The organism is Idiomarina abyssalis (assembly GCF_900116625.1).
Taxonomy (GTDB): domain Bacteria; phylum Pseudomonadota; class Gammaproteobacteria; order Enterobacterales; family Alteromonadaceae; genus Idiomarina; species Idiomarina abyssalis.
Genome location: NZ_FPBE01000001.1, coordinates 1,087,784 through 1,100,368 on the forward strand (window position 1 = coordinate 1,087,784; position 12,585 = coordinate 1,100,368).

Here is a 12,585-nt window from a genome sequence, read left to right on the forward strand (position 1 = left end):
AAGCCTTAATGTTCGCGTGTGTGAGTAAATTCAATATCGGGGTAACGCTCTTCCGCCAGGCTTAAGTTCACCATAGTGGGTGCAATGTAGGTCAGATTATCACCACCGTCTAATGCCAGGTTAGACTCGGCTTTACGACGAAATTCGTCCAGCTTCTTCTCGTCTTTACTACTGACCCAGCGCGCTGTGGCAACATTGATGTTTTCATACATGGCATCTACTTTATATTCTGTTCTCAAACGATGCACAACAACATCAAACTGCAGAACTCCAACAGCTCCAACTATCAAGTCATTGCTGATAAGTGGGCGGAACACCTGCACAGCGCCCTCTTCGGATAACTGCACCAAACCTTTCAGCAGTTGCTTCTGCTTTAGGGGGTCTTTTAAGCGAATGCGACGGAAAAGTTCAGGCGCAAAGTTAGGAATGCCGCTAAATTTAAAATCCTCACCTGCAGTAAATGTATCACCAATTTGTATAGTGCCATGGTTGTGCAAGCCGATAATGTCACCAGGATAAGCCTCTTCCACATGCGAACGGTCACCGGCTAAGAAGGTTAAAGCATCGCTAATACGTACGTCTTTACCCGTACGCACCTGCCTCATCTTCATGCCCTTCTCATATTTGCCTGAAACAATTCTTAAGAAGGCGACACGGTCGCGATGGCGCGGATCCATATTCGCCTGAATTTTAAAAATAAATCCGGAGAAATCTTTGTTATCTGCACTGACGCTTTCTTGTTGATCAGTCTCCCGGGGCTGAGGTCTTGGAGCCCAGTCGACCAGGCCATCCAGCATATGATCAACACCAAAATTACCTAATGCGGTACCAAAGAACACCGGGGTCAACTCACCGGCAAGAAACAGTTCTTTATCAAAAGGATTAGAAGCACCGTTGACCAGCTCTATTTGCTCACGCAGCTCGTCCGCCCATGCACCTATTTTTTCATCCAGCTCAGGGTTATCCAGACCTTTTATAATGGTCTCTTCCTGTATTCTGTGTCCCTGCCCTGTTTTGTACAATATGGTTTCATCTTTAAGTAAATGATAAACACCTTTAAAGTTCTTACCGGAACCTATTGGCCAGGTAATTGGTGCACACATAATTTTCAGTACGTCTTCCACTTCATCCAGCAACTCAAGAGGGTCACGAATATCACGGTCAAGCTTGTTCATGAAAGTAATAATTGGTGTGTCGCGTAAGCGAGTCACTTCCATCAACTTAATCGTCCGGTCCTCGACACCTTTGGCACCATCAATAACCATCAGGCAGGAGTCAACCGCTGTTAGTGTACGGTAAGTATCTTCAGAAAAGTCCTCGTGTCCCGGTGTATCGAGTAAGTTTACCAAGGCATCGTTGTATGGAAACTGCATGACTGAGGTCGTTACCGATATGCCACGCTCTTGCTCCATCTGCATCCAGTCTGATTTTGCATGCTGCCCCGATTTCTTCCCTTTAATTGTACCGGCCTTCTGAATCTGATGACCATGCAGCAATACCTTCTCAGTAATCGTTGTTTTACCAGCATCCGGGTGAGAGATAATGGCAAAGGTACGACGTTTCGCGACTTCATTCTGCAAGCTGGATTCCGACATCAATGACACTCTTTGTGGTTAAAATGGTTTATGCGGCTTATTTTCGCTGATCTTATACCGATACACAAACCAAGGATGGTTATCAAATGGTAGCTACCGTATTTATACCAGAAGGATAGCTCTCTACAACTTTATAGCCTGCCCTTCTTCCATGGGCGGTAAATCAAATAAATGACACAGGGTCTGACCTAAATCGGCAAAGCTTTGTCTTTTACCTCGGTTGCCTGCAGCTACATGGTGACCAGACAGCAACAGAGGAATGTATTCGCGAGTATGATCGGTACCTTCCCATGTGGGGTCACATCCATGATCAGCTGTTAACACCAGGATATCCTCCGGCTTCATTGCAGACTCAATTACTGGCAGCCATTTATCAAAGGCTTCAAGCTCACTTGCATACCCTTCAATGTTACGGCGATGCCCGTACAAGGTGTCAAAATCAACAAGGTTCGTAAAAATGAGTGAGTTGTCCGGACCTGTTTCCATCGCATTTAATGTTGCGGTTAACAGACCTTCCAGACCGGATGCTTTTATTGACTGAGTAACACCCTGCCCTGCAAAAATATCGGCTATTTTTCCAATAGCAATAACCTCTCCAGCATTCTCCTGCAACTTGTCCAGTACCGTCGGTTTAGGCGGTAAAACCGAATAGTCTTTGCGATTTGCGGTCCGCTCAAAGGTGTCGGCATTTTCACCAACAAAGGGGCGAGCTATAACCCGGCCAATATTATAGGGTTCCAGAAGCTCCCGTACTTTTTCACAAACCTGATATAAACGTTTAAGGCCGAAGTGCTCTTCGTGAGCCGCAATTTGAAAAACTGAATCGGCAGAGGTGTAAAAAATTGGCCAGCCGGTACGAATGTGTTGCTCACCTAACTGTTTAATAATTTCTGTACCCGATGCATTACAGTTGCCAAGTATGCCTTGAAGTTCACAGGCTTCGGTTATCTGAGCTAATAGTTCCGCCGGAAAGCTGTTTTCCTTATCTTCAAAGTAGCCCCACTCAAAGTGCACAGGAACGCCCATCAACTCCCAGTGACCTGAGGGTGTGTCTTTTCCCGATGAAATCTCTGCAGCACAGGCATAGGCACCGCTTAGAGCGGAAGGTTTGTGACCTCTGGCATAAAATCCCGTCGCCTCTTTATGAGCTTCAAACAGTCCCAGACGGGTTAAATTCGGCAAGTGCAGAGGTTTACCCTGTTTTTGCCGATACTCCGCGATATGACCAAAGGTATCGGCTCCGGCGTCACCAAACTTTTCAGCATCCGGAGCGCATCCAATACCAAAAGAATCTAATACCACGACAATGGCTCTGCTCATGCTTAACTTCCCGCTATTCTTTGATAGATTACGCCAGTAGCAGGTGGTTTTTGCGTACTAAAGCTTATAGCTTTTAAGATACGTTCAGCAGCCTCATTCCAGTCAGACTCACAACTTGCATGTAATGTTGCCAGCTCTGTATCTGAATCAACTTTTGAACCAATACCAAGGATACAGCTAACACCAACACTTAAGTCCAAAATATCATCTGCTTTGCGGCGCCCTCCTCCCAAACACACTACTGCCATTCCCAGCTCTCGGGTATCAACTCCACTAATATAATGCCCGTTGTATGCAGCGGGAGCGATAAGAGGCTTAACGATTTTTGCCTGCGGCAGGTATTCATGACTTTTATCCAGAAAGTCACCGGGGCCACCCAATGACTTAACCATTTTAGCAAAACGTTCTGCCGCACTTCCGTCACTCAGTACTTTCTCTACCATGGTTTCCGCTTGTTCAGTATTGCCCGCCAACTTTCCTGAAATTAAAAGCTCAGCAGACAAGGCTTTGGTTACCTCGTGCAAACGTAAGTCACGGCGCTTCCCACTTAAGTAATCTACAGCTAACTGAACTTCAACGGCATTACCGGCAGCTGAGCCTAAAGCTTCATTCATATCCGTTATTAGCGCCGTGGTCTCAACCCCTAACTCACAACCAACAGTAACCAGACTCTGCGCCAGTTCTTTTGACTTCTCAAAGCTGGGCATAAAAGCGCCGTTACCCGCTTTAACGTCCATAACCAGACCGTCTAACCCTTCAGCAAGCTTTTTTGCCAGAATCGAGGCCGTTATCAAAGGAATTGATTCTACCGTCGCACTGATATCCCGCGTTGCATAAAAACGACTGTCTGCAGGAGCTAAACGCCCCGTCTGACCAATAATTGCGACCCCGGCATTTTTAACGGTATCGCGAAACAACTGATTATCGGGAGCCGTCTGATATCCGGGGATAGAATCAAACTTATCGAGGGTGCCGCCTGTATGCCCTAACCCCCGGCCGGAGATCATCGGGACGTAACCACCGCAGGCAGCAACAATAGGGCCCAACATTAAGCTGACCACATCGCCCACACCACCCGTAGAGTGTTTATCCAGTATAGGGCCATTCAGATCCTGCTGTCGCCAGTCAAGAACGTCCCCTGAGTCACGCATCGCAACCGTCAGGGCTTTCTTTTCCTCTGCTGACATTCCCTGAAAGTAAACCGCCATAGCAAGAGCGGCTATTTGGCCTTCACTGACCGACTCGTCACAAATGCCGTTAATAAATTCCTGAATATCGACTGCAGACAAGACGATACCGTCTCGCTTTTTACGAATGACCTCTTGTGGCAAAAACATCGGTTAAGCCTTAACCAAAATTTTCTGAATGTCCTGCAACAAGCTACTGGCACCAATGCGGAAATGACTCGCTGTGACCCAGTCTTCACCCATCAGCTGTTCAGCTAATTCAATATACTGAACGGCGTCGTCGACTGTACGAATACCTCCGGCAGCTTTAAACCCGCAGTCGGTTTGACTGGCTTTTATTACTCCTAACATAGCTTCAGCTGCTTTTAAGGTCGCATTCACTGAAACTTTGCCCGTTGAGGTTTTAATAAAGTCCGCACCATTTGAAATTGCAAGTTCACTAGCAAGAACAATTTTATCGTGCTGCTCCAGTTCTCCGGATTCGATAATGACTTTTAATTTTACTGAGTCACCGCAAATATCCTTGCACTCTCTTACCAGCTCGGCCGGCGTACTTTCATCACCATTTAATAAAGCTCTGTAAGGCAGGACAACGTCCACTTCGTCAGCACCCGCAGCAACCGCACGCTCCGTCTCAGCAGCGGCTCTCTCAACGTTACTGCTGCCATCAGGGAAGTTTGTTACGGTAGCAACCTTAGTATTAAGCCCCTGCTCTTTCAAAAATTGTTTAGCTAAAGCAACCCACTCCGGAAAAACACAAACTGCAGCAACGCTTTTTTCATTGATAGATGCACGTGAGCATAAATCTTCAATGACCTTTCGGTTGTCGTCATTATTCAATGTTGTTAAGTCCATAAAGGACAAGGCTTGTAACGCCCGCACTTGTTGCGTTGATGGCATAATTACTCCGTTAGTCTTGTTGACGGCTCCAGCGCATAACTAAAGCATCTTCTCTGCCGCCATCCAATGGATAATAGTTTAACCTGCGACCTACCGTATCAAATCCATTCTGTTCGTATAAGCGAATAGCCGCTGAATTCGACACGCGAACCTCAAGGAAAACAACATACTGATGGTCAGAGGCGTAGTCTAATAAGTCCTGCATGAGTTTGTTACCATAGCCCCGCCCCTGAAAAGCAGGATCGACCGCAATGTTGTGCAAGGTCAATTCATCTGCCACTCGCTGACAGATAGTAAAGCCTATAACTTGTGAACCTTGCGTTAATCGCCTGCAACGGTAATGCTCGCCAACACTTTGACTGAATACCGTCCATGACCAGGGGTGGCTGTGTGCTTTGTTTTCGACCTCAAACTCGGGTTTACCGGGTTCAAAACTTTCAATTTTAGTGTCTTCAGTACTCACGGTCTTCATTTTGCAGCTGCAGCCAAAGCGTCTTTTTCTGCTCAGTAGAAAGGGGCTTAGCCAGCCAGTCGGTGTAATTAAAACACAAGCCTGGCGTTTGAACTGGCGCTTTTACGGCAACCGGACGTTGCTCAAAATACAAACTAAGATCGTTAATCCAGCCAGGAAGGGAAACCGGCAATTCAACAGCTCCCTGCAAGTAGAGCGGGCCCAGTCGGTAGTAAAATACAGGTGCTGTCGCACTTTTGGTTTGCCATACGGGAATACCCATCAATTGCAAAGCAGTGCGTTGTTGACTGGTCCATTCAGGAAGCATAACGATTACCGTTGAAAACAGATAAGTGCAGTTTACTCAAGCTTTGGAAGGATAGCCAGTCAGAAACTGGCAGGGGCGGAGGGATTCGAACCCCCAACCGTCGGTTTTGGAGACCGCTGTTCTACCAATTGGAACTACGCCCCTAACACTTGAGCGGAGAATTATACCGACACCGAGCATTCAAACAAGCGATATTTGCAAGTCTACTTATCGTTTGCAGATTAATTAAACAATTCTGACTAAGCTTCTGCGTCAAAGAGCTCTTCATGAACAATTTGTAATATTTCTTCTACCTTAAACTCATCAATTTGAAAGTGTTCCAGCACCCCATCCTGAACCTGCTCCCATTCTTCTTCTCCCGCCAGACTCCGAGTTCTCATATCCACCGCGTAACGCGCAATTTTAAGTATTCCCAGAAGATCCAACGTCAGGCTATCCAACTCACTGGAGTGAGTGAAAATAGAGCTGTCTTCAAACAAGTAGTAAATTACTTCGACAACGATTTTGGGCAATTTCCAATGCTGAGCCAATAAGGCACCTATAGTGGTATGTGTTGTCTGAAATAACTCTTGTTCTTTTATTTGCACTTTGGGCCAGGGAGTACTGGCTGATGCGTTAAGCAAATCGGCATAATCATCAAATTCAGCCAGCATGACCGGTATGCCGGAGCTTTGAAATAACCCGAGCATATACGCATGGTCTCTTAATTCGGGGCGTCCTATAGATTCTGCGACCAAAACACAGGCGCTAGCAACCCACTCGTTATACCGCCAGAACTCGTTAAGATCGTAGTCGGAAGTTAACGCTGACTTTAAAGCAACGGCCCGAACAATAGGAAATACCCGACGGAACCCAAGTGTCATAACCGCCTGCTGGATAGAGTCGACCTCTTTAGCCCGACGGTAAGCGGCGGAATTAACTACCTGCAACACAGCTGCAGCTATACTCATATCGGCAGAGATAGATTCAGCAATAACACCAACATCAGGTTCATCTTTTTTGGCTTCACTACTGACAGTTAACAGAGTTTGAGGGCGCGGAGGAATACTGACTCTTTGTAGCAATCGTTTCTCTGCTGTCGTAATTTCTATCGCCATAGTATCTCCAGGTTGAACCCAATGATTTACATGAAATCTTAAAGCATGTCATTATGTTGAAACGTTTTATCAGGTATAACACTTCAATGTCTTACTTTCGATGTATTCTCTTTGTTTGTGCGTTAATTTTCAGCGCCTTTGCTCATGCTTCGGTAGAAGTTGAAGTTTCAGGTGTTGAAGGCGATGAGTACAACAACGTTATGGCATTGTTGCAAATAGCCCGGCTGGACGAAAATAAAAGTTATGCCGCTTATCGAGTCCGGTATTTACACCGACAAGCACCTAAAGACATCAAAAAAGCACTACGTCCCTACGGATATTATCAGGTTGAAGTGAATGCTCAACTAGAAACTGTCGATTACGGCTGGTCAGCATCGTACCAGGTGAGCTTAAACGAACCGGTTCGAATTTCGCAAAATTCATGGAAAATACAAGGCGATGCGACGGACGATAAAGTTTTTAAGAAAGTTATTGAAAGCAGCAACCTGAAGGAGCAGGAGCGCTTTATTCACAGCCATTATGAAAGCGTCAAATCGCGTCTTTTATCCTTAGCCAGTCAACGCGGCTACCACGATGCCCGTTTCATAGAACACAACGTTGAAATAGATGTTGAAAAAAATACAGCCGCAATTAATGTCGTATTTGATTCCGGACAACGCTACAAATATGGGCAAATTACCTTTGAACAAGACATTCTGGATGACGAGTTACTGCAGCGCTACGTTCCCTTTGAACAAGGGGAAGGCTACAACACTCAAGAGCTCAGCCAATTACAAATAGCTCTGGGCGATAGCGGATACTTTTCATCGGTTCAGGTCAGTCCGCAGTGGAATGAATCGAAGCAACACAGAGTGCCTATTGCTGTCAATTCTGAGCCAAACTTCAGAAACCAATACCAATACGGCATCGGCTACGGTACCGATACCGGAGCCCGCGTGAGAGCCAGCATTAACCGCCGCTGGGTGAATACAGAAGGCCACCAGCTGCGCGGAACGACACAAATCTCTGAAGTCGAAAGCACTGTCGGCGCTAATTACATTATTCCCGGTAAGAAGCCACAATCCGATTATTACCAAATACGAGCAGAAGCCTCTGATAAAAACAACGAAGGACAGAACAACCGACTCTATCGTCTGGGAGCTTCAAGTATCCTGGCAATGAATAAGTGGCGCCGTGAATATGGACTGCACTGGCAACGCGACGACTTCGAAATCGGTGAAAGTTCCGGAACCAGTCAGTTCCTTATTCCTCAGGCAAGCTGGAACTATATGACCGCTGATGGTCGCTTAAACATTGATAAAGGTTTTCGATTTGATGTGACCTTAAAGGCCGCCAATGAGGCTCTGTTATCCGATGCAGACCTGGCGAGCCTGGAACTTGGCTTTAAAGCTGTTGTCCCTTTAACTGAGAGAATACGCTTTCTTGCCCGGGCAGAAGCCGGAGCGACTTATATTAAAGACTTTGATCAACTACCGCCGTCACTACGTTTCTTTGCTGGTGGCGACAATAGTGTGCGTGGCTATGCCTATGAACAACTCGGGCCGGAAGATGATACAGGAACTGTTATCGGTGGCCGTTACCTGGCCGTCGCCAGCGCAGAAATCGACTACCGATTTAAAGATAACTGGCGTGTCGCTCTCTTCACCGATATTGGTAATGCCATGATTGAACCTAATGAAAAACTCAAACAAAGTGTCGGCTTCGGTGTTCGCTGGATATCGCCCATTGGCTCAGTCCGTCTTGACTTGGCGCAGGCGATAGACGAGCCAGGTAAGCCGTGGCGCCTGCACTTTACATTAGGCCCCGATCTATGAGGGTATATCGCTGGTTAGCAGGGATTATCCTGAGTCTGGTTCTCCTGATTCCTATTATAGCTTTTAGTCTGGTCGCCAGCGAAAGCGGCAGTCGATGGGTATTAACCCAGGCGCAGAAGTATGCCCCTGTTGAATTCAGTTATAGTCAGTTTAATGGAAGCCTTTTAAATGAGTTTGAGTTCAGAGACTTTAGCTTAGAGGCCGGTACTTTTTCTTATGCCCCGGAACAGCTCAAAGTAAGCTGGAAACCTTTTGCTCTATTATCGGGTGTGCTTAGAATAAACAGCGTTAAAAGTAACGGCGGTGAAATAAGACTGCGAGCGGCAGAACAAGAGCAAAATGGCGACTCAGAAACTTCTATTCAAGACATTTCAATTGAACTCCCTATAGACTTCAATGTGCTCAAGTTATCCATTGAAAAAACGCAATTTTTTATTCTAGAAACTCCTGCGCAGAGCCTAAATATTAATGCGTCAGTGAGGCTTGATACAAGTGGGAGCCTAAACATTCGGGAGCTGCAGCTCGAGCATCAATACATGACAACGACAATTAGCGGCAGAACCAAGCTTTCTTACCCGTTTGATAGCAACCTTAATAACAACACACACCTGCACTCGCCGGACTACCCCGAGCTAAAAGTCAAAAGTCGTATAGTCGGTAACCTGCATAAGCTATCGACGACTAGTGAATTATCAGAAGGCCTTATCGGCACGATCTCGGCTGAATTACAGGACCCAATTAATGACCTTAAGTGGCAGCTTACGAGTCAATGGCAAGACAATAATATAACTCCATGGTTGGCGAGTTTCGGCGCAGATACCCTCAACCTGAGTTTCAACGGAACCCTTAACGGACAAGGCGGTATGGATCATATCGAGCTGGAGCCTTCGATTTCCGTCATGGTTAATAAGCAACAAGCAGATATTGATGGCAACCTGAACTACAGGAACAACGTACTGGCCCTGAACGCTCTTAATATTCAGCCCCAGGGAGACATTGACGGTGTGTTAACTCTTCAGGGAGAAATCTCATCACTGAAAGCTAATCCGGAAATAAATGTATCGGCAACCTGGGATGAGATTATCTATGAACCCAATCAACTGACTAGCCGAAATGGCAAACTGACAGCGCAGGGCACGATAGGTGATTTGGCTATCTATTTGGACAATACGCTTACCGGATTACTAGGGAATGATTTAAACCTTACAACAGAAGCCGAACTAACGGAGAAAAGTTTAAAGCTAACTCAGTGGCGACTGTCTCAAAACGACGAGCAAGTAAATGGCAACGCGATCATTGAGTGGAAAGATAACCTTTCGCTGGCCGCTAACCTCACAGGTAGTTTTCAACAGCAGACAGTAGACGCAAAAGTTAGATTGCGTCTGTTAGATCCCTATTTATTTGTCGACCAACTAGAAGCACGCTGGGGCCCACACTCGTTATTAGCCAATGGGGCGCTCAGTCCTGGCAGCAAATTAAACTGGAAGCTAAGCTCCGCAGACTTAAGCACGCTATCAGATATCAAAGGTGAACTGGCAGCGGAAGGAAGTATCAACGGTCAACTCAACCAATCAAGGTTTGATTTTGATATTGCAGAGTTTCACCTGAAATTACCTGACTATAATGCGATTACTCTGAACCAGTCAGTAGCCGGCTCTTTTAATTATCAAGAAAGCACATTTGACGTAACTCCGGTTTGCCTAAACTATAAAGGACTACGTAAACCGTTATGTGCTCAATTAGAGCAACAAAAAGATTCAGTAAACTTTACTGCAGACGCCAGCCAAGTGCCTTTGAATTTGCTTCAGGCAATTGTCTTACCTGACAGTCCTTACACCTTAAGTGGAGAGCTCTCTTTAGAAATTGATGGTGAATTTAATAATCAGACAATGAGATTGGAAAAATTCGAGGGAGTCGTCAACGCAGATAACTCTAAAATACAAGCGGGTGAAGAAGTCATAACCTTAAATCAGCTAGTGCTAAAAGCAAAAAACGGCGCAGAGCAAGATCTTGATATTTCACTGACTGCTAAAGCCAATGAACTGGACTTTGATCTGTCTGGAGAGCTGAATATTGAGCAGTTAAATACCAATAGCCCAATATCGGGAAAAGTGCTACTGAGCTCAAAAAGCCTGGAGTTGTTAAATCTATTTGCACCACAGATTAATATAGGTGACGGAAACACTAAAGCCGAACTGACTATAGCGGGTAAGCTTAACGATCCAACCGCATCAGGAAGCATGAACTTATCTGCAGACAGAATTGTTTTGCTTTCTAGCGGTACTTTGATAACGAATTTAGAGGCCGAGCTAACAGCCGACGCAAATGTTGGGCAGTTTACCGTTAGTGCTAATGGTACGGTAGGTCAAGGAGATGTCGATATTAAGGGTCGATTCAATGTCCTTAAGCGAGTTGGCCTGCTAACGATAAAAGGCAAAGACTTATTAATTTTAGATACGCCGGATCTCTTACTATCGGCTTCGCCTGATGTCAAAATTGAGCTGCAAGAGAACCTCATAACTCTTACTGGGGACTTAGACGTTCCCAAAGCACGCATTACCCCGGTAGAGTTAAACCAGGCTGTTACAGAGTCTGCTGACGTTAATATAAAAAACGAGAAGAAAGAAGAATCTTTGTTCAGAACAAAAGCAGATATTACGGTGAGTTTAGGAAAAAGTGTACGCGTTGAAGCTATGGGGTTCTCCGGGAACCTGCAAGGACAGTTACGAATTAGCCAACAACCAAACTCTGCCGCTACAGGAAATGGAAGTATTGGCGTTGTTTCAGGAGATTACGAAATCTACGGGCAGAAACTGGCTATAGAGCGCGGCGATCTCTTATTTAACGGCGGGCCTTTAGATACACCGTCTTTAAATCTACGAGTAACGCGAAATATAAAAGGTAACGGTGCTTCACAACGTCCTCCTGAAATTATCGGAGCACGAGTAACAGGGACAATAGAACAGCCTGAACTCAGCTTATTTTCGACACCACCGCTTCCTGACAGCACAATTCTTTCTTACCTATTATTTGGTAAACCACCAGGAAACCAGGGAGATGTCAATAACCTTGAGTTACAAGCTGCACTATTAGTCGGGGGGCGGAGCACGGAGTTTCTGACTGAAGGGATAAAAAGTACTTTTGATTTAGATGAAGTGTCGTTGGACTCAGAAACCAACGATGTAAATGATACATCTCTTTATATTGGTAAATACTTATCGCCTCAATTATATATCAAATACGGAATAGGTTTACTGGAGCCCACTTCCACTTTCATATTGCGCTACACACTATCTGAAAGGCTGCTGTTCGAATCGACCTCAAGTACTGAAGGTCAAGGTGGTGACTTGATATATACCATAGAAAACTAAAATTAAGCTTCGCACTCAGAAGCAAGCTGAATAAGCCCCCTCTTCCAGGCTACTTCCATATTATAATCAGACAGTTTACCTGACCTTTTAGTACCTGACGCTGCTGAAGTGAGGTATTTTGTGACGGACATAAAAAAACCCCGGCGCGTTAGCACCGGGGTCTTCCTATTTGTAGTCTGGACAAGGTTTCGCAGAGCTCAACCTGTTCAGCGGGGTAAAGCCAAATGGTTGGCTTTACCAGGGACCCGCTTCACCCTACTCTCGCCGTAGCTCCCCACCAGAAATAAAAAACCCCAGCCGATTGGGCTGGGGTGTTTTATTTGTAGTCTGGCGGTGACCTACTCTCGCATGGGGAGACCCCACACTACCATCGGCGCTGGTGTGTTTCACTTCTGAGTTCGGAAAGGATTCAGGTGGTGCCACACCGCTATGGCCGCCAGACATAAACTGTCACACAAAATTGTCCGGAACTATTTTGAACGCACTTTAGTGCGGCCCGTCAGGGCAAAGTTCAGGACGAAC

9 protein-coding genes, 1 tRNA gene and 1 rRNA gene are annotated in these 12,585 nt (G+C 45.8%); 2 read left to right on the plus strand and 9 right to left on the minus strand.

Annotated elements, in window-relative coordinates; genetic code table 11:
- Positions 1-5: 5 nt before the first annotated feature.
- From prfC to BM359_RS05430, 8 genes are all read right to left on the minus strand, one after another.
- Positions 6-1,595, minus strand: coding sequence for a peptide chain release factor 3 (gene prfC, locus BM359_RS05395; RefSeq protein ID WP_054491102.1), 1,590 nt, complete (start codon positions 1,593-1,595; stop codon positions 6-8).
- 123 nt (positions 1,596-1,718) lie between these two features.
- A complete protein-coding gene (locus BM359_RS05400; RefSeq protein ID WP_054491103.1) occupies positions 1,719-2,915 on the minus strand; it encodes a phosphopentomutase in 1,197 nt (398 codons plus the stop codon).
- A gap of 2 nt (positions 2,916-2,917) precedes the next feature.
- Complete coding sequence (gene deoA, locus BM359_RS05405; protein ID WP_054491104.1) at positions 2,918-4,252, minus strand: thymidine phosphorylase; 1,335 nt, start codon at positions 4,250-4,252, stop codon at positions 2,918-2,920.
- 3 nt (positions 4,253-4,255) lie between these two features.
- Complete coding sequence (gene deoC, locus BM359_RS05410; RefSeq protein WP_054491105.1) at positions 4,256-5,002, minus strand: deoxyribose-phosphate aldolase; 747 nt, start codon at positions 5,000-5,002, stop codon at positions 4,256-4,258.
- Positions 5,003-5,012: 10 nt separating this feature from the next.
- Positions 5,013-5,474, minus strand: coding sequence for a ribosomal protein S18-alanine N-acetyltransferase (gene rimI / locus BM359_RS05415; RefSeq protein WP_054491106.1), 462 nt, complete (start codon positions 5,472-5,474; stop codon positions 5,013-5,015).
- Positions 5,455-5,781 carry a hypothetical protein gene (locus BM359_RS05420; RefSeq protein WP_054491107.1) on the minus strand — a complete coding sequence of 109 codons (327 nt, stop codon included), beginning with the start codon at positions 5,779-5,781 and terminating at the stop codon, positions 5,455-5,457. Before BM359_RS05420 ends, rimI begins: the two co-directional genes overlap by 20 nt.
- A gap of 67 nt (positions 5,782-5,848) precedes the next feature.
- A tRNA-Trp gene (locus BM359_RS05425) sits at positions 5,849-5,925 on the minus strand.
- A gap of 95 nt (positions 5,926-6,020) precedes the next feature.
- Entirely contained in the window at positions 6,021-6,878 is an 858-nt protein-coding gene (locus BM359_RS05430; RefSeq protein WP_054491108.1) for an HDOD domain-containing protein, read from the minus strand.
- Positions 6,879-6,964: 86 nt separating this feature from the next.
- On the opposite strand from BM359_RS05430, the gene BM359_RS05435 reads away from it, so the two are divergent.
- Positions 6,965-8,692, plus strand: coding sequence for an autotransporter assembly complex protein TamA (locus tag BM359_RS05435; protein WP_054491109.1), 1,728 nt, complete (start codon positions 6,965-6,967; stop codon positions 8,690-8,692).
- A complete protein-coding gene (locus BM359_RS05440) occupies positions 8,689-12,063 on the plus strand; it encodes a translocation/assembly module TamB domain-containing protein (protein WP_054491110.1) in 3,375 nt (1,124 codons plus the stop codon). The genes BM359_RS05435 and BM359_RS05440 overlap by 4 nt, the downstream gene beginning before the upstream one ends.
- A 325-nt stretch (positions 12,064-12,388) precedes the next feature.
- Here the strand turns inward: BM359_RS05440 and rrf are convergent.
- Positions 12,389-12,504 (minus strand): 5S ribosomal RNA (rrf, locus tag BM359_RS05445).
- Positions 12,505-12,585: the final 81 nt, after the last annotated feature.